Below are 17,484 nucleotides of genomic sequence, written 5' to 3' on the forward strand. Positions count from 1 at the left end.
CAGACGCGAAAACCCCCAAAATCGGCAAGTTTTGGGGGTTTTCGCGTCTGGTCGCCGGCTGAATCAGAACGAGTGCTCGTCGGCGGGGAACACCCCGCTGGCCACCTCATCGGCGTATTGGGTTGCGGCGCGGCGCAGTTCGGACCCGATTTCGCCGAACCGCTTGACGAACTTGGCCGTCTTGCCGCTGGTGAGCCCGGCCATGTCCTGCCACACCAGCACCTGGGCGTCGCAGTTGGGTCCGGCGCCGATACCGATCGTGGGGATCGTCAGCTTGCCGGTGATCTGGGTGGCCAGTTCGGCGGGCACCATCTCCATGACCACGCTGAACGCCCCGGCCTCCTGGACGGCGATCGCGTCGTGGATGGTCTGCTCGGCGCCGTCGCCGCGGCCCTGCACGCGGAAGCCGCCCAACCCGTTGACGCTCTGCGGGGTGAACCCGATGTGCGCCATCACCGGGATGCCTGCCGCACTGATCGTGGCGATCTGCTCGGTGACGCGTTCGCCGCCCTCGAGCTTGACCGCGTGCGCCCCGGTCTCCTTCAGGAACCGGGTGGCCGTCTGAAGGGCGCGGTGCGGGCCTTCCTCATAGCTGCCGAACGGCATGTCGGCGACCACCAACGCATGCGGGGCGCCGCGCACCACCCCGCGCACCAGCGGGATGAGCTCGTCTATGGTGACCGGCACGGTGGTGTCATAGCCGTAGACCACGTTGGCCGCCGAATCGCCGACGAGCAGCACCGGGATGCCGGCGTCGTCGAAAATGCGGGCGGTGGAGTAGTCGTAGGCCGTCAGCATGGCCCACTTGTGGCCCTCGGCCTTCCACTTCTGAAGGTGATGGACGCGCGTCTTGGTGCGCGGCGCGGAGGCAGCGCCGTAGACGGTCTGCTCAGACATCGTTGTCCCCTATGGGTGGGTCGGGTCGAATCCTCGAGGCCGGAACGGTCCCCGGGTTTCGTCTGACCCCGCCAGTCTGCCACTGCGGCCGCGGAAAGTTAAAAGGCGGGTTGAGTGGATTTCCTCACACCCGCCGTCGACCGGCATACCATCGCGGCATGCAGCGGCTCAGCGGACTCGACGCCAGCTTCCTCTACCTCGAGACCACGCAACAGCCCCTGCACGTGTGCTCGATCCTCGAACTCGACACGTCGACCATGCCGGGCGGGTACACGTTCGACCGGTTCCGCGAGGCGTTGAGCCAGCGGATCAAGGCGATGCCGCAGTTCCGCGAGAAGCTGGCCGACAGCCGGTTCAACCTCGACCATCCGGTGTGGGTGGAAGACCCCGATTTCGTCGTCGACCATCACCTGCACCGCATCGGCCTGCCCGGGCCGGGCGGTCCGCGAGAGCTCGCCGAAATCTGCGGGCACATCGCGTCTTTGCCGCTGGACCGCAGCCGTCCGCTGTGGGAGAAGTGGGTGATCGAGAACATCGACGGCACCAACCCCTACGAGGGTGGCCGCCTCGTGGTGATGACCAAGGTCCACCACGCCGGGGTCGACGGGGTGACCGGCGCCAGCATGATGTCCCAGCTGTGCAACACCGAACCCGACGCGCCACCACCGGATCCCGTAGAGGGTTCCGGAGACGCCAGCCCGCTCGAGATCGCGCTCAGCGGCGCCCTGCGGTTCGCCACCCGCCCGCTCAAGCTCGTCAACGCGCTGCCGACGACGGTGACCTCGGTCGTGGACACCGTGCGGCGCGCACGCACCGGGCTGACCATGGCGACACCGTTTTCCGCCCCGCAGACCGTCTTCAACGCCAACGTCACCGCGCACCGCAACGTCGCGTTCACCGAACTCGACCTCGAGGACATCAAGACGGTGAAGAACCGGTTCGGGGTCAAGGTCAACGACGTGGTGATGGCGCTGGTCTCCGGGGTGTTGCGCAAGTTCCTCGACGACCGCGGGGCGCTGCCGGAGAACTCACTGGTGGCGATGGTGCCGGTGTCGGTGCATGAGAAGTCCGACCGGCCGGGCCGCAACCAGGTGTCGGGCATGTTCTCCCGGCTGGAGACCCACATCAAGGATCCGGTCGAGCGGCTGAAGTCCATCGCCGAGGCCAATTCGGTTGCCAAACAACACAGTTCGGCGATCGGGGCGACGCTGCTGCAGGACTGGACCCAGTTCGCCGCCCCGGCGGTGTTCGGGGCTGCCATGCGGGTGTACGCCGCGAGCCGGCTCGGCGGCGCCCGGCCGGTGCATAACCTGGTCATCTCCAACGTGCCCGGCCCGCAGGTCCCGCTGTACTACCTGGGGTGCGAAGCCAAGGCGATGTATCCGCTGGGCCCGATCTTTCACGGCTCCGGGCTGAACATCACCGTGATGTCGCTGAACGGAAATCTCGACGTCGGCATCGTGTCGTGCCCGGACTTGCTGCCCGATCTGTGGGATATGGCCGACGATTTTCAGGCCGCGCTCGATGAGTTGCTCGCCGCCACCCGATAACCGCCTCGCCAGCGGATATCCGGGTTCATGGCAGCATGTGGTGCCATGAACCTCAAGATCGGGGTCCTCGCGACCGCCACGCTGCTGCTCGTCGCCGGTTGCAGCACGACGGTCGACGGGCGCGCCGTCGTCGCCGTGCCGCGGCCCGGTACCCCGGTGCAGTGGGCACCGTGCCAGCTGGAGGGCGGCGCGGAGGCGCGTGTCCCCGAAGGCGCCGAATGCGGCATGCTGTCGGTCCCTGTCGACTACGAGAAGCCCGACGGCGACGTCGCGCGGATCGCGCTGATCCGGTTCAGGGCCACCGGGGAGAAGATCGGTTCGCTGATCATCAACCCCGGGGGGCCGGGGGAGTCCGGTGTGGAGGCCGCCGCCAACATCGCCGCGTCGCTGCCGGAGTCGGTGCGCGAACGCTTCGACCTCGTCGGGTTCGACCCCCGTGGCGTCGCGAACTCCAATCCGGCGCTGTGGTGCAACTCCGATGCCGACAACGACCGGCTGCGCGCGGACCCGCAGGTCGACTACTCCGAGGAAGGGGTTGCCCGGATCGAGGAGGAGACCAAGGCGTTCGTCCAGCGCTGTGTCGACAAGATGGGCGAGGAGTTCCTGGCCAACATCGGCACCGCCAACGTCGCCAAGGACCTCGACGCGATCCGCGAGGCGGTCGGTGACGAGAAGCTGACCTACCTGGGCTTCTCGTACGGCACCCGGATCGGGGCCACCTACGCCGAGAACTACCCGGACAAGGTGCGGGCGATGGTCCTCGACGGAGCCGTCGACCCCAACGCCGACCCGATCGAGGCCAACGTGCGCCAGGCGGCGGCGTTCCAGGCCGCGTTCGACGACTATGCCGCCGACTGCGCAGCCACCCAGCCCGACTGCCCGCTCGGCGACGACCCCGAGAAAGCCAACGACGTGTACCACAGCCTGGTCGATCCGCTGGTGGAGAAGCCGACGCGGACCAGGGACCCGCGCGGGTTGAGCTACTCCGACGCGATCGTGGGCACCATCCTGCCGCTGTACTCGCCGAACCTGTGGCGCCACCTGACCCAGGCGCTGAGTGAACTGAAAGACGGCACCGGTGACACCATGCTGGCACTGGCAGACCTCTACATGGGCCGCGACCAGAACGGGCACTACAACAACTCGACCGACGCCCGGGTGGCCGTCAACTGCGTCGACAAACCCGCGGTGACCGACCGGGCCAAAGTCGCCGAGGAGGACCGCCGGGTCCGCGAAGCGGCGCCGTTCTTGAGCTACGGCGAGTTCACCGGGCACGCGCCGTTGAGCACCTGCGCGTTCTGGCCGGTGCCGCCGACGAGCGAACCACACGAGATCGAGGTCAGCGGGCTGCCGCCGGTGCTGGTGGTGTCGACGACCAACGACCCGGCCACGCCGTATGAGGCCGGCGAGGAGCTGGCCCAGCAACTCGGTGGCACCATGGTCACCTACGAGGGCACCCAGCACACCGTGGTGTTTCAGGGCGACCAGTGCATCGACGACATCGCGACGCGCTACCTGATCGACCTGACCGTGCCGCCACCGGACACCCGCTGCGGCTGATCTGGGGCCGCACCGCCAGATCACATCCCGGTCACCGTTGGATAGCGGGTGCGATCGGTGTCCCGATCGCGTGCCACGATTGCTGCCATGTGGCGGGCGGGCTGGCTGGTGTGCGTCGTCGTACTGGCGATGACGCTCGCCGTGCCCACGGTTCCGAACGCGTCGGCGGCACCCGACGGGCAGTCCGTGGCCCGCTACGGACAGCCCCCGGTATGGGGTGATTGCCAACAGTGGATCACCGACACCAGCAAGATCCCCACCGCACAGTGCGCCACCGTCGCGGTGCCCGTCGACTGGAACGACGCCGCCGATCCGCAAGCCGCCGACGCCCATTTGGCGGTGATCCGGGTGCCCGCCACCGGCGACCGGATCGGGGTGCTGATGGTGAACCCCGGCGGCCCGGGTGCGTCGGCGGTCAAGACCGTCGCGGGAATGGGAGCCGCGCTGGCCGACACCGAGATCGGCCGACACTTCGATCTGGTCGGCTTCGACCCGCGCGGCGTCGGGTTTTCCACCCCGGAGTTGCGCTGCCGCACCGACGCCGAGTTCGACGCCTACCGCCGCGAACCGATGGTCGACTACAGCCCGGCCGGCGTCGCGCGCATCGAGCAGCTGTACGCGCAGTTCGCCCAGATGTGCGTCGACAGGATGGGCCTCGAGTTCCTGGCCAACATCGGCACCGCGTCGGCGGCGCGCGACATGGACGTGGTGCGCGCCGCGCTGGGGGAGAACCAGATCAACTATCTCGGTTTCTCCTACGGCACCCAACTCGGCGCGGCCTACGCCGAACAGTTCGGAGACCGGGTGCGTGCCATGGTGCTCGACGGGGCCATCGATCCCGCACTTGACCCGATCGCCGCCAGGGTCCGCCAAATGGCCGGGTTCCAAAGGGCTTTCGAGGAGTACGCGACGGACTGTGCGTCGTCACCGGGTTGCCCGCTGGGCACCGATCCGGCGCAGTTCGTCGCCCGCTACCGCCAACTGGTGGACCCGTTGGTGCAGCAACCCGCCTACACCTCCGATCCGCGTGGCCTGAGCTACGCCGATGCGATCACCGGCACGGTCAACGCGCTTTACTCCCAGCGTTACTGGAAGTACCTCACCAGCGGGCTGCTGGGCCTGCAGCGCGGCACCGACGCCGGCGATCTGCTGCTGCTGGCCGACGACTACCAGCGCCGCGACGAGTCCGGGCACTACACCAACCAGCAGGACGCGTTTCTGGCCATCCGCTGCGTCGACGCGCCGTATCCGACCGAAACCGCGTCGTGGGTGGCGGTCGACGCCCAGGTCCGCCAGGTGGCACCGTTCATCGCCTACGGCGGTTTCACCGGGTTGGCCCCGCGTGATTTGTGCGCGCTGTGGCCGGTGCCGCCGACGTCGTCGCCGCGTCCCGCATCGTCACCCGGACCCGGCAAGGTGGTGGTGGTGTCGACCACCGGCGACCCGGCCACGCCGTACCAAGCCGGCGTCAACCTGGCCCGCCAGATGCAGGCCTCGCTGATCACGTTCGACGGCAGCCAACACACGGTGGTGTTCAACGGTGACGCCTGCGTGGACACCGCGGTGGTCAACTTCCTGGTCGATCTGACCGTGCCGCCCGACGGCCTGCGCTGCTAGGGGCCGCTGCCCGCGATCTGGGCCAGCAGCGATTCCAGCCGGTCTCGCTTGATGACCGGCTGACCGCCCGCCGCGGCGCTGAGCATCAGCCCGCTGATGAAGTTCACCGTCAGCAGCGCGCGGTCGTCGACGCCGGAGGGATCGGCGTCGCTCGGTTGCGATCGCTCGGCGAGTTCGCGGTGCAATCGAAGGTAGGTCTGCGAATTGGCATGGAACACGGCCGATATCTCGGGATCGCGGCTGGCCTGCAACAGCAACTCGATGCGCGCCTTGGTGCGCGTGAGCCCGTCGCCGGTCAGCGACTTCGACACGACCGACGCCAACCGCGACACCGCGGCCTGCCGGGTGGTGTCGACGTCGGTTTCGGTGACCGACCGCAGGTCGGCGAGGTCGAGTTCGGCCACCCGCTCGGCGACCGCATGGACGAGCGCGGTGCGGGTCCGAAAGTAGTACGAGGTGCTGCCCTCGGGTACCCCGGCCTGGCGGTCGACCCGCGGATGGCTGAGCCCCTTGGCGCCGTGCTCGGCGAGCAGTCGGATCGCGGCGTCGCAGAGTTGACGACGCCGTTGTCGCCCGTCCGGGACTCGGCGCGTCGCCATCACTACGTGGCGATCGGCCGGATCAGGACTTCCTGTGACGTACTGGCCACGTGGCGGCCCGCCGCGTCGCGGATGGCTCCGCGGATCAGCGCACGGTGACCGGTGACGGCGACGGTGTCCTGGATGTACAGATGCCAGTCGTCGAAGCGGACGGGACGGTGCAGCCACAGCGAGTGGTCGACGCTCACGGCCGCGATCGAGGCGTAGTCGGCGCGCCGCGGATGGTTGCGCATCGCCATGTCCAGCAGCAGATAATCACTCGCGTACGCCAGCATCGCGCTGTGCAGCGCCTGTTCGCCACCGATGGGGCGCGGCAACCGCATCCAGTGCGACCGCGGCTCCGGCGTCTGCCTGCCACCCAGGAAGGTCGTCGGCTCGGCGATGCGCATCTCCACCGCGGGCGGGACGTCGATCCAGTTCTGCGCGTTGGATTTCAGCTCCGCCGGGACCCGGTGCACCCAGTGCTGCAGCAGCGGCATCTCCTCGGGCGCCGGTGGTGGGTCCGATCGCGGGCGATCGAGTTCGGGTTCGGTGGGGTTGGTGTGAAACGACGCCAGGGCGGTGAGCAGCGTGCGGTCGCCCTGCGTGATCGTCACCTGCCGGGTGGCCATCGACCGCCCATCGCGGACGGCGTCGACGGCGATGTCGACCGGGGTGTCCGAGGCGCCCGTCTGGACGAAGTAGGCGTGCAGGGAGTGTGGCGCGTGATCGTCGACGGTGCGCGAGGCGGCGTAGAGGGCTTGAGCGAGCAGCTGCCCGCCGAAGATCCGGCCGAAGCGGTCGCGTTCGTTGGTCGCCCGAAACCGGTCGTCGCCCAACGGCTTCATGTCCAACGCCCGTTCGAGCGTGTCGAGGGATTCGAGCACCGACTTCTCCAGTGCGGTCCCGTGCAGCGGGCCGGTCAGGTCGGTCGGCTGGTCGGTTTCATCGGTGGCCATCACGGGAGGATCCTGCCAGATGCTTGCCACCGTTGTCTCTAAGACTTTAGAGTCCGAGGGTGGCCCCTGGAATCCTCCGGCACCCGGTAGCCGTCGCGGGTCATGATGCGCACCGGGTCAGTGCCGTCCCAGCGGGCGCAGGTCTCGGAGATGCGGCGAACCTGGTCGAGAAAGGCGGGCGGGGCCTCGACGACCTCGGTGTAGAACCCGAAGTCCGCCACGGTGTCGATGTAGGCCACGCGGAAACCGCCGCCCACGCTCTGCGCGGCTACCGGATAGCCCAGCGACGCGAAATCCGCTGTCTTGGCATCGTAATCTCTTGTCACCGTGGCGATCTGATGAAAGGAACTGGTCGCACCGCGGCTCCACTCCGAGTAGATGCTCGGTGTCTGACAGTGTTGCTGGATCAACTCGATCTGTACCGGGCCCGCCTGTGCGACCGCGACCTGGATTCGGACGGTGCGGGTCTCGCCTCGGTAGTCGGCCTCCTGGTCGACGGCGGGCAGCACGTGAAACGGCCCGACCCCGAACGTGCGCGCCCAGCCGGTGGCGGCTTCGAGGATGTCGTCGACGACGTGCCCGAGTTGGAAGAACCGAAACTCCCCGTCGGGCCACGGCTGTTCGAACAGGTGCATGCGCACGATCATGGCACGGCCAGGCGATGCTGAGCGGGGAACGGGTTCTCATCACCGGCCCGGCGGGTCGTATCGCGTACGGCGTCACGAAGACGCTCGCCCGCGACAACGAGGTATGGGGAATCGCCAGGTTCTCCGATTCCGCTGCGCGCGAGAAGGTCGAGGCACTGGGCGTCACCACCCGCAGCGTCAACCTCGGTGACGCGGACTTCGCCGATCTGCCAACGAATTTCACCTACCTTCTGCACATAGCCGCCGACTTCGGCGAAGACTACGAGCGCGGCTTGCGCGTCAACGCCGAGGGGACCGGGCTGCTGTTGTCGCACTGCCGTGGCGTCAAGGCCGCGCTGGTGATGTCGACGGTCACCGTGTACAAACCCCACCCCGACCCGTGGCACGCATTCCGGGAAGACGACCCGATCGGCGACGCCGGGTTGCCCAGCCCGCAGCCGTATTCCATCGTCAAGATCGCCGAGGAGGCCGTCGCCAGATACTGCGCCCGCGAGTTCGGCATACCGACCACGATCGCCCGGATGGGCAGCGCCTACGGCGAACGAGGCGGCCTGCCGCTGTGGCATCTGCAGGCGATCGCCGACGGCCGACCCGTCGTGGCCCGCTGGGACCCGTTGCCGTACAGCCCCATTCACGACGATGACATCAACGCCCAGATCCCGGCGCTGCTCGACGCGGCGAGTGTTCCCGCGACCATCGTCAACTTCGCCGGCGACACCCCGGTCAGCGTTCAGCAGTGGTGCGCGTACTTCGGCGAGCTTCTCGGTGTCTCGCCACGCGTGGAGGTTCAACCCGTTCCCGGCGCGTCCGTCGGATCCGTGGGCGACCACACCAAGCGCACATCGATCACCGGTCCCTGCGCGGTGCACTGGCGAGACGGGTTCCGGGCCATGGCCGCGCACTACTATCCCGACCGTGTGAAGGCGTGACGGGCATGCGCTACCCCCAGCCGCACCAGCTGCTCGACGCAGCGGCCGCCGAATCCGGGCACACCGATTTCGGGCCAGGCGACTTCCGCGAAGGACTGACCGTCCTGCTGGACAGCCTGGAGCGCGACGGCGACCTGGATCCCGCCACCGACGCCGCGGTCGTCGGCGATCTGCGCCGCAGGCTGGTCAACCGCCTTCAGGTCGAGGCCTACTACCGCGAACACCCCGAGGTCGAGGACGTCATCGTCGAGGGTCCCGTCGACATCAACGGGTTGCCGCGCACCGGCACCACCGCTCTGGCCGACATGCTGTCGCTCGACCCGCAGTTCCGGTGCCTGCGCGGATGGGAACAGCACCGACCCGTTCCGCCGCCGGTGGCCGGCGGTGAGGCCGACGACCCGCGCAGGCAGGCGTTCATCCGGATGCACGAGCAGCGTCCCGCCGCGCAGGCCGCCATGCACATCTTCGAGGTCGACGCCACCATGGAGGACACCGAGATCCTCGGGATGGCGTTCCGCGGCCAGCAGATGACGCTGCCGGTGGCCGGCTACCGATCGTGGTGGCGGCGCGCCGATCTGACCGAGGCGTACGCCTATCACCGCCGGGTGGTGAAGCTGCTCGGGTCGAAAAGCCCGCCGTCGCTGTGGTTGTTCAAGGCGCCGCACCACAAGTTCCACCTCGAGGCGCTCGCCAACGCCTATCCGGACGTGCGGTTCGTGATGACGCACCGTGACCCGGCCAAGGTCGTGCCCTCCTACACCAGCCTGGTGTCGACGATCTTCCCGCCCGCGGCGGGGGAGCGGGACCTGTGCGCGCTGGGCCGTGAGGTGAGCGTCCACCTGCGCGAGGGGATGCAGCGCGCGATCGCCGAACGCGCGCGCGTCGGCGAGGACCGCTTTTTCGACGTGCACCATCACGAGCTCGTCGCCGACCCGAGGGGAACGGTCCGCCGCGTCTACGAATGGCTCGGCCTGGAGCTCAAACCCGATGTCGCACAAACGATCTTCGACTGGCAGGACGCCAACGCCGTCGGGGCCAAAGGCGCGCACCGCTACACCGCGGATCAGTTCGGCCTCTCGGTCGACGAGATCCGCTCGGACTACGACTTCTACATCCGGCACTTCGACGTCGCCAAGGAGGACTAGCCCCATGACGACCCTGCCCACCTGGGATCAGCAGATGGAGTCGCTCAAGGGCGTCGCCGATCACCTGCTGGCGACGTGGCGACCGGAGGGCGCATCCGAAGCCGAGATCCAGGACATGAACAAACTGGCGCTGTCGATCCTCGCGTGCGGCTACCTCTGCCACGTCTACACCGATTCGCGCCGTCCCGTGTTCATGCCGCTGTGGAACTACGCATGCAACCAGGGTGGCCCCAACCCGGACTACGTCTATCTGACCGCCGAGGTCGACGGGTCGGGCACCTATGAGCTGACCGGCCGCCGCGGCACGGTGCGGTTCGTCGAAGTCACCCAGCAGGCGCCGGGGATGATGAGCAGCCTCAAGGGCGTCGAGCGGCAGATGAAGTTCCAGGCCATCACCCACGACCTGGACGACCTGACGATCGCCGAGGACGGGTCCTTCCGGGTGATCATGTCGGCGCAGCGGCCCGAGTCCTACGACGGCGACTGGTGGCCGCTCAACCCGGAGGCCGGCAAGCTGCTGATGCGCAAGTGCGCCTGCGACTGGAACACCGAGATCGACGCGCAGGTCGCGATCAACCGCCTCGACGACGGCGGTGCGGACATGTCGCCGGCCGAGATCGCGCGCAGGTTTTCGGAACTGGGCGACTGGATCAAGGGGATGATCGACTTCGACATGGAGCTGGTCCGCTACTACCGCGAGCACCACGGCTTCAACGTCCTGCTGCGGTCCCAATGGATTCAGCAGGGCGGTGGGCTGGCCACCAAGCAGGCCTACTACGACGGCATCCACCAGATCGCCGACGACGAAGCGCTGATCGTCGAGTTCCCGGTGCCGAGCGACTGCTACTACTGGCAGATCCTGGTGGCCGACGACCGCTTCTCGACCGTGGACTGGGTGAACCGGCAGTCCAGCCTCAACGACGTGCAGGCGGTGATCGACCCCGACGGCTGGTTCCGCGGCGTGGTGTCCAAGCGCGACCCGGGCGTGCACAACTGGCTCGACAAGGCCGACTGGCCGTGGGGGATCCTGCAGGCGCGGTTCTACAAGGCCGAGGAGTTTCCCGAGATCACGGTCACCAAGGTGCCGGTCGCCGACGTGCTCGACCACCTCCCGGGCGGCACCGCCGTGCTCACCCCCGAGCAACGCCGCGACCAGCTGCGACACCGGCGGACCGGGGCGCAGTTGCGCCGCATCTGGTGAGTGCCGGAACCATCACCGCCTTCTCCGTGTAACGCAGATTTAACAGCCGGTGCCTACGCTCGCGGACATGGATCGGCAGAAGGAATTCGTGCTGCGCACGCTGGAAGAACGCGACATCCGCTTCGTCCGGCTGTGGTTCACCGATGTGCTCGGATACCTCAAGTCGGTCGCGATCGCGCCCGCCGAGCTCGAGGGGGCGTTCGAGGAGGGGATCGGCTTCGACGGTTCGGCGATCGAGGGTTTCGCCCGCGTCTCGGAGGCCGACATGATCGCCAGGCCCGATCCGTCCACCTTCCAGGTGCTGCCGTGGACGTCCAGCGGGGGCGGGCACCATTCGGCGCGGATGTTCTGCGACATCACCATGCCCGACGGCTCACCGTCATGGGCGGACTCGCGTCACGTGCTGCGCCGGCAGCTGTCCAAGGCCGGCGACCTGGGGTTCTCCTGCTACGTGCATCCGGAGATCGAGTTCTTTCTGCTCAAGCCCGGCGAGAATGACGGAACCCCGCCGGTGCCCGCCGACAACGGCGGCTACTTCGATCAGGCCGTGCACGACGCCGCCCCCAACTTTCGCCGCCACGCCATCGAAGCGCTCGAACAGATGGGCATCTCCGTGGAGTTCAGCCACCACGAGGGCGCGCCGGGCCAGCAGGAGATCGACCTGCGTTACGCCGACGCGCTGTCGATGGCCGACAACGTCATGACGTTCCGCTACGTGGTCAAGGAAGTGGCGCTCGGCGAGGGCGTGCGCGCCACCTTCATGCCCAAGCCGTTCGCCGAACACCCCGGATCGGCGATGCACACCCACATGAGCCTGTTCGAGGGCGAGGTCAACGCGTTTCACAGCCCGGAAGACCCGCTGCAACTGTCCAAGGTCGCCAAGTCGTTCATCGCGGGCATCCTCGAGCACGCCAACGAGATCAGTGCGGTCACCAACCAGTGGGTGAACTCCTACAAGCGGCTGATACACGGCGGGGAGGCCCCGACGGCGGCGTCGTGGGGCGCGGCCAACCGCTCGGCGCTGGTGCGGGTACCGATGTACACGCCGCGCAAGGCCTCGTCGCGGCGCGTCGAGGTGCGCAGCCCCGACTCGGCGTGCAACCCGTATCTGACCTTCGCCGTGCTGCTGGCGGCGGGCCTGCGCGGCATCGAGAAGGACTACGTGCTGGGCCCGGAGGCCGAGGACAACGTCTGGAACCTCACCCCCGAGGAACGCAACGCCATGGGCTACAAGGAGCTGCCGTCGAGCCTGGGCATGGCGCTGACCGAGATGGAGAACTCCGAACTGGTCGCGGAAGCGTTGGGCGAGCACGTCTTCGACTACTTCCTGCGCAACAAGCACGCCGAGTGGGAGAACTACCGCAGCCACGTCACGCCGTACGAGCTGAAGTCGTACTTGTCGCTGTAGCCGCGGGCCCTTGCGCTACCGTCCAAATGTGGCCAAACCTGCGACGCAGCGTCCGAAGCTGCCCAGCGTAGGCCGGCTGGGACTGGTCGAACCGTCCGCGCCCGCCGATCTGGATCGGCTCGGCTGGAACACCGACGACCACACCGATCTGCTGTGGTCGTTGTCGCGGGCGCCCGACGCCGACACGGCGCTGAAGGCGATGGTGCGGCTGGCCGAGGCGGTGGGTTCGGGCTGGGCCGAGCTCAACGCGCAACTGATGACCGATCGCCCGCTGCGCGGCCGGTTGTTCAGCATCCTGGGGTCATCGCTGGCGCTGGCCGACCACCTGATCGCGCACCCGGACGCCTGGCGTCTGCTGTCCGGCGAGGTGACGTTGCCGTCGGCCGAGGAACTGAAGGCCACTTTCGGATCGCTGGCCGGGGAATTCGCCGATGCAAACGCTGCGCTGCAGCCGTTGCACACGCTGTACCGCGACCGGCTGTTGGTGCTGGCCGCTCTGGACCTGGCGTCCACCGTGGAGAACGAACCCGTCCTGCCGTTCAAGACCGTTGCCGCGCTCCTGTCGGACCTCGCGGACGCCGCGCTGGGCGCCGCGCTGACGGTGGCGATCGCCTCGTTGGGGCTGCGACCCGAGGAGGCCCCGCGACTCGCGGTGATCGCGATGGGTAAGTGCGGTGCGCGAGAACTCAACTACGTCAGCGATGTCGACGTGATCTTCGTGGCGGCCAACTCCGAACCCGACCTCGCGCTGGCGACCCGGGTCGCCGGCGAGATGACGCGGTTCGCCGCCGATGCCTTCTTCGAGGTCGATGCCGCGTTGCGGCCGGAGGGCAAACACGGCCAGCTGGTACGCACCTTGGATTCCCATATCGCCTACTACCAGCGCTGGGCCAAGACCTGGGAGTTTCAGGCGCTGATGAAGGCCAGACCCGCCGCGGGCGATGCCGAACTGGGTCAGGCCTACGTCGACGCGCTGATGCCGATGGTGTGGACCGCCTGCGAGCGTGAGGATTTCGTGTCCGAAGTGCAGGCCATGCGTCGGCGCGTCGAGGAACTCGTACCCGCCGGGGTGCGCAGCCGCGAGATCAAGCTCGGCACCGGCGGTCTGCGCGATGTCGAGTTCGCGGTGCAGCTGCTGCAGCTGGTGCACGGCCGCAACGACGAGTCGCTGCGGGTGGCCTCCACGGTGGACGCGCTTGCGGCCCTCGGCGCGGCCGGATACGTCGGCCGTGACGACGCCGCCAACCTCACCGCCTCGTACGAGTTCCTCCGGCTGCTCGAGCACCGGCTGCAGCTGCAGCGGCTCAAGCGCACCCACATGCTTCCCGACGAGGATGACGACGAGGCGTTGCGCTGGCTGGCGCGGGCCGCTCACATCCGGCCTGACGGCACCCACGACGCGTTGGGGGTGCTGCGCGAAGAACTCAAGCGTCAAAGCATGCGGGTGTCACGCCTGCACGCCAAGCTGTTCTACCAACCCCTGCTGGAGTCGGTCGGTCAAGCCGCGCTTGGAATCTCGGTAGGGATGACGCAGGAGGCCGCCGAACGGCAGCTGGCAGCGCTCGGCTACGAAGGTCCCCAGAGCGCGTTGACGCACCTGGCGGCGCTGACCGCGGGCAGCGGCAGACGCAGCCGGGTGCAGCGGGTGCTGCTGCCGACACTGCTGGACTGGTTGTCCGACACCCCGGACCCCGACGGCGGCCTGCTGGCCTACCGACGCATCAGCGAGGCGCTCGTCGAGCACCGGTGGTATCTGTCGACGCTGCGCGACGAGGGTGCGGTGGCCAAACGGCTGATGAAGGTGTTGGGCACGTCGGCCTACATCCCCGAACTCCTGATGCGCGCACCCGAGGTCATCCAGCTCTACGCCGACGGACCCGACGGCCCCAAGCTGTGCGACGTCGATCCCGACGGGGTGGCCCGCGCGCTGATCGCCTCCGCCGGAAGGCATCCCGACCCGGACCGGGCCATCGCCGCCGCACGCACCCTGCGCCGCCGCGAGCTGGCCAGGATCGCGTCCGCGGACCTGCTCGGCATGCTCGAGGTGACCGATGTCTGTGCGGCGTTGACGTCGGTGTGGGTGGCGGTGCTGCAAGCCGCGCTGGAATCGGTGATCCGCGCCAACACCGGCGATGACGCGGTTCCCGCCCGCATCGCGGTGATCGGGATGGGCAGGTTGGGCGGCGCCGAGCTGGGCTATGGCTCGGACGCCGACGTGATGTTCGTGTGCGAACCCGACGAAGGGGTCGACGAGTCGGTTGCGGTTCGCTGGGCGACGACGGTCGCCGAGCAGGTGGGCACGTTGCTCGGTGCGCCCAGCCCCGACCCGCCGCTGGAGATAGACGCGACGTTGCGGCCCGAGGGCCGCAACGGGCCGCTGGTGCGCACGCTGGCGTCGTATGAGGCGTACTACACGCAGTGGGTGCAGCCGTGGGAGGTCCAGGCGCTGCTGCGGGCCCATCGGGTCGCCGGCGATCTCGACCTGGGGGAGCGGTTCCTGTTGATGGTGGACAAGATCCGGTATCGGCCCGGCGGCATGTCGGCCGAGGGTATCCGCGAGATCCGGCGGATCAAGGCGCGGGTGGACGCCGAGCGGCTGCCGCGCGGCGCGGACCCCAACACGCATACGAAGCTGGGACGCGGCGGGCTGGCCGACATCGAATGGACCGTGCAGCTTCTGCAGCTGCGACACGCACACGAGGTGGCGGCGCTGCACACCACGTCGACGCTGGAGGCGCTCGACGCGATCGCCGCGGCCGAGCTGATCGCCGAGGGTGATGTGGAGTTGCTGCGGCAGGCGTGGTTGACCGCCACCGCCGCCCGCAACGCGCTGGTGCTGGTGCGTGGTAAACCGACCGACCAGCTGCCGGGCCCCGGTCGGCAACTCAACGCCGTCGCGGTGGCCGCAGGGTGGGAGAGTGGCGACGGCGGCGAGTTCCTCGACAACTACCTGAGGGTGACTCGGCGGGCAAAAGCGGTGGTACGAAAGGTCTTTGATGGATAGGCAGCGCCAATGAGCATGGATTTCGGCTACGACGTCGTCACGGCGGAGGAGTACGAACGTCAGCGGTTGCTGTACGGGCCGTTGGCCGATTCGGTTCGCAAGCTCATCGCTGCGGGCCTGCGCACCGACGTGGACGAAGACACCGTGCGGAACGCGCAAGCCTCCATCGAGGCGGTCACCGAGATGCTCGAGCGCCGGCAGCGCTCCGCCAACGTGATGCTGCACGAGGTGACGGGCAGACCGGTGGTGTGGTCCAATCCGGTTATCGGACTGCGCAATGCGATCGCCCCGCCGATGGAGATCCACCACGAGGACGACGGACGGTGCTGGAGCGAGTTCGCCCTTGGCGCCGCATACGAGGGTCCGCCGGGCTGGGTGCACGGCGGTATCTGCGCTCTGGTGCTCGACCACATTCTGGGTGAGGCGGCCAGCGGCGGGCTCACCCAACCAAAGTTCACCGGCACCATCACGATGCGCTATCTGCGCGGTACCCCGTTGGGGCCGCTGCGCGCCGAGGCGCTCATCGATCGCACCGAGGGCGCCAAAACGTATGCGCGAGGCTCCCTTAGCGATGCCGACGGTGCCACCGTCGAAGCCGAGGGCGTGTTCATCGTGCCCGCGTGGGCGAGGGACGCAGGCTGACGTGGCTCTGAAGTTCTATGTCAGCACCGCCTTTTTGGACACCGGTGAGGCCGTCGAAGTCGCCAAGGCCGCAGACGATCTCGGCTACGACGGAATCGGCATTCCCGACCATGTGGTGAACCTCGAGACACTGGCGACGCCGTATCCCTACACCAAGGACGGCAAACGCCGCTGGGAGCCGTTCACCGACTGGCCCGATCCGTGGGTGATGATCGGAGCGATCGCGCTGGCGACCACCCGGTTGCGGTTCGTCACCACGGTGTATCTGCCCGCGATGCGCGACCCGTACTCGGCGGCCAAATCCATTGGCACCGCGGCATACCTGGCCGGAGGCCGGCTCGAACTCGGCATCGGGGTCGGCTGGTGCGAGGAGGAGTTCACGTTGATGGGCCAGCGGTTCGATCGGCGCGGTAAGCGCACCGACGAGATGCTCGAGTTGATGAAGGAACTGTGGCGCCCCGGCTGGACGGAGTTCGACGGCGAGTTCTATCAGACCCCGCGGCTGGAGATGGAACCCACTCCGCCGCACATACCCGTCTATGTCGGCGGGTTGTCCGACATCGCGTTGCGGCGGGCCGCTCGCCACGACGGCTGGATCGGCGATCTGATCACCACCGAGCGCGCGCTCGAACGTGTCGAGCGGTTGAGGCAACTGCGCGCCGAAAGCGGGTTGTCGATGGACGATTTCACCGTGCTCACCCCGCTGACCGACGCGTTCACCCAGGAGCATTACGAGCGCGCGGAGGCCGGCGGCATCACCGGGATCATCACGATGCCGTGGGTGTTCTACAGCGGGCCGCAGGCGTCGCTGGCCGAGCAGATCGACGGAATGCGTAAGTTCCGCAAGGATATGGCGCTGGATTAACGGCGGCGGAACCTGCTCAGCAGGCCGCCGCGCGCCGGCGGCGCCGCGGTGGTGGTCGCGGCGCCGACGGGCCGGCGCCTGCCGTCGATGGAATAGACACCGGGGCCGATGGCGGCCAACAACAGGAACCCGAAGCAGAACAGCACCGCCGCCTCGCCGCCGTTGGCCATCGGCCAGAAGCTCTGCGGCTCGCCCTCCAGCGGCGGCCAGTGCTGCCAGAAGTACGCCACGGCCATCTCACCCGAGGCGATGACCGCCGCGACGCGGGTGAACAGTCCGACGGTGATCAGAAGACCGGCGACCAGTTCGATCACCCCCGCCCACCACATCGGCCAGCTGCCGACCGGCACCGAGGAGCCGAGCGGCCAGCCGAACAACTTTGCCGAGCCGTGGACGGCGAACAGCAGACCGAAGAAGACGCGGAAGGCGAGCAACGCCGCGGGGGAGTAGGAGTTCAGGCGATTGTTCAGGGTCGTCATTGA

15 protein-coding genes are annotated in these 17,484 nt (G+C 68.2%); 10 read left to right on the plus strand and 5 right to left on the minus strand.

Annotation, left to right across the window (positions count from 1 at the left end):
* Window positions 1-63: 63 nt before the first annotated feature.
* Entirely contained in the window at window positions 64-897 is an 834-nt protein-coding gene (gene panB, locus G6N28_RS21575) for a 3-methyl-2-oxobutanoate hydroxymethyltransferase (protein WP_163903833.1), read from the minus strand.
* 158 nt (window positions 898-1,055) lie between these two features.
* On the opposite strand from panB, the gene G6N28_RS21580 reads away from it, so the two are divergent.
* From G6N28_RS21580 to G6N28_RS21590, 3 genes are all read left to right on the plus strand, one after another.
* Window positions 1,056-2,447 (plus strand): WS/DGAT/MGAT family O-acyltransferase, encoded by a 1,392-nt coding sequence (locus tag G6N28_RS21580; RefSeq protein WP_163903835.1) that lies wholly within the window; start codon window positions 1,056-1,058, stop codon window positions 2,445-2,447.
* 45 nt (window positions 2,448-2,492) lie between these two features.
* On the plus strand, window positions 2,493-4,007 hold the full coding sequence (locus G6N28_RS21585) for an alpha/beta hydrolase (protein ID WP_179962130.1): 1,515 nt from the start codon (window positions 2,493-2,495) through the stop codon (window positions 4,005-4,007).
* Window positions 4,008-4,094: 87 nt separating this feature from the next.
* Entirely contained in the window at window positions 4,095-5,624 is a 1,530-nt protein-coding gene (locus G6N28_RS21590) for an alpha/beta hydrolase (RefSeq protein ID WP_163903839.1), read from the plus strand.
* On the opposite strand, the gene G6N28_RS21595 is transcribed toward G6N28_RS21590, so the two are convergent.
* From G6N28_RS21595 to G6N28_RS21605, 3 genes are read right to left on the minus strand one after another with little or no spacing between them, the layout of a single operon-like run.
* Window positions 5,621-6,223, minus strand: a complete 603-nt coding sequence (locus G6N28_RS21595) for a TetR/AcrR family transcriptional regulator (protein WP_163903841.1) — start codon at window positions 6,221-6,223, stop codon at window positions 5,621-5,623. The genes G6N28_RS21590 and G6N28_RS21595 overlap by 4 nt on opposite strands.
* Before the next feature lie 2 nt (window positions 6,224-6,225).
* Window positions 6,226-7,161, minus strand: coding sequence for an acyl-CoA thioesterase (locus tag G6N28_RS21600; RefSeq protein WP_163903843.1), 936 nt, complete (start codon window positions 7,159-7,161; stop codon window positions 6,226-6,228).
* Window positions 7,162-7,199: 38 nt separating this feature from the next.
* A complete protein-coding gene (locus G6N28_RS21605; protein ID WP_235674652.1) occupies window positions 7,200-7,796 on the minus strand; it encodes a VOC family protein in 597 nt (198 codons plus the stop codon).
* Window positions 7,797-7,822: 26 nt separating this feature from the next.
* Between G6N28_RS21605 and G6N28_RS21610 the strand changes: the two genes are divergently transcribed.
* From G6N28_RS21610 to G6N28_RS21640, 7 genes are all read left to right on the plus strand, one after another.
* The gene (locus G6N28_RS21610; protein WP_163903847.1) at window positions 7,823-8,737 is read left to right on the plus strand and encodes an NAD-dependent epimerase/dehydratase family protein; all 915 of its coding nucleotides are present in this window, start codon (window positions 7,823-7,825) and stop codon (window positions 8,735-8,737) included.
* Between the two features lie 5 nt (window positions 8,738-8,742).
* On the plus strand, window positions 8,743-9,882 hold the full coding sequence (locus G6N28_RS21615; RefSeq protein ID WP_163903849.1) for a sulfotransferase family protein: 1,140 nt from the start codon (window positions 8,743-8,745) through the stop codon (window positions 9,880-9,882).
* A 4-nt stretch (window positions 9,883-9,886) separates the two neighbouring features.
* Window positions 9,887-11,083, plus strand: coding sequence for a DUF1214 domain-containing protein (locus tag G6N28_RS21620; protein ID WP_163903852.1), 1,197 nt, complete (start codon window positions 9,887-9,889; stop codon window positions 11,081-11,083).
* 67 nt (window positions 11,084-11,150) lie between these two features.
* Entirely contained in the window at window positions 11,151-12,491 is a 1,341-nt protein-coding gene (gene glnA, locus G6N28_RS21625) for a type I glutamate--ammonia ligase (protein ID WP_163903854.1), read from the plus strand.
* 28 nt (window positions 12,492-12,519) lie between these two features.
* A complete protein-coding gene (locus tag G6N28_RS21630; RefSeq protein ID WP_163903856.1) occupies window positions 12,520-15,495 on the plus strand; it encodes a bifunctional [glutamine synthetase] adenylyltransferase/[glutamine synthetase]-adenylyl-L-tyrosine phosphorylase in 2,976 nt (991 codons plus the stop codon).
* Window positions 15,496-15,504: 9 nt separating this feature from the next.
* A complete protein-coding gene (locus G6N28_RS21635; protein WP_163903858.1) occupies window positions 15,505-16,137 on the plus strand; it encodes a PaaI family thioesterase in 633 nt (210 codons plus the stop codon).
* Between the two features lie 7 nt (window positions 16,138-16,144).
* A complete protein-coding gene (locus G6N28_RS21640; protein ID WP_163906516.1) occupies window positions 16,145-17,002 on the plus strand; it encodes a TIGR03619 family F420-dependent LLM class oxidoreductase in 858 nt (285 codons plus the stop codon).
* Here the strand turns inward: G6N28_RS21640 and G6N28_RS21645 are convergent.
* A complete protein-coding gene (locus tag G6N28_RS21645) occupies window positions 16,999-17,481 on the minus strand; it encodes a DoxX family protein (protein WP_163903860.1) in 483 nt (160 codons plus the stop codon). The genes G6N28_RS21640 and G6N28_RS21645 overlap by 4 nt on opposite strands.
* Window positions 17,482-17,484: the final 3 nt, after the last annotated feature.

It is taken from the genome of Mycolicibacterium pulveris, assembly GCF_010725725.1.
Taxonomy (GTDB): Bacteria; Actinomycetota; Actinomycetes; order Mycobacteriales; family Mycobacteriaceae; genus Mycobacterium; species Mycobacterium pulveris.

Bases quoted from the DNA above. Each gene is read 5' to 3' on its own strand.
- G6N28_RS21615 (WP_163903849.1), top strand. From the start codon at position 8,743: ATGCGCTACCCCCAGCCGCACCAGCTGCTCGACGCAGCGGCCGCCGAA.
- G6N28_RS21580 (WP_163903835.1), top strand. From the start codon at position 1,056: ATGCAGCGGCTCAGCGGACTCGACGCCAGCTTCCTCTACCTCGAGACC.
- G6N28_RS21620 (WP_163903852.1), top strand. From the start codon at position 9,887: ATGACGACCCTGCCCACCTGGGATCAGCAGATGGAGTCGCTCAAGGGC.
- G6N28_RS21645 (WP_163903860.1), bottom strand. From the start codon at position 17,481: ATGACGACCCTGAACAATCGCCTGAACTCCTACTCCCCCGCGGCGTTG.
- panB (WP_163903833.1), bottom strand. From the start codon at position 897: ATGTCTGAGCAGACCGTCTACGGCGCTGCCTCCGCGCCGCGCACCAAG.
- G6N28_RS21585 (WP_179962130.1), top strand. From the start codon at position 2,493: ATGAACCTCAAGATCGGGGTCCTCGCGACCGCCACGCTGCTGCTCGTC.
- G6N28_RS21590 (WP_163903839.1), top strand. From the start codon at position 4,095: ATGTGGCGGGCGGGCTGGCTGGTGTGCGTCGTCGTACTGGCGATGACG.
- G6N28_RS21610 (WP_163903847.1), top strand. From the start codon at position 7,823: ATGCTGAGCGGGGAACGGGTTCTCATCACCGGCCCGGCGGGTCGTATC.
- G6N28_RS21600 (WP_163903843.1), bottom strand. From the start codon at position 7,161: ATGGCCACCGATGAAACCGACCAGCCGACCGACCTGACCGGCCCGCTG.
- G6N28_RS21595 (WP_163903841.1), bottom strand. From the start codon at position 6,223: ATGGCGACGCGCCGAGTCCCGGACGGGCGACAACGGCGTCGTCAACTC.
- G6N28_RS21605 (WP_235674652.1), bottom strand. From the start codon at position 7,796: ATGCACCTGTTCGAACAGCCGTGGCCCGACGGGGAGTTTCGGTTCTTC.
- G6N28_RS21635 (WP_163903858.1), top strand. From the start codon at position 15,505: ATGAGCATGGATTTCGGCTACGACGTCGTCACGGCGGAGGAGTACGAA.
- glnA (WP_163903854.1), top strand. From the start codon at position 11,151: ATGGATCGGCAGAAGGAATTCGTGCTGCGCACGCTGGAAGAACGCGAC.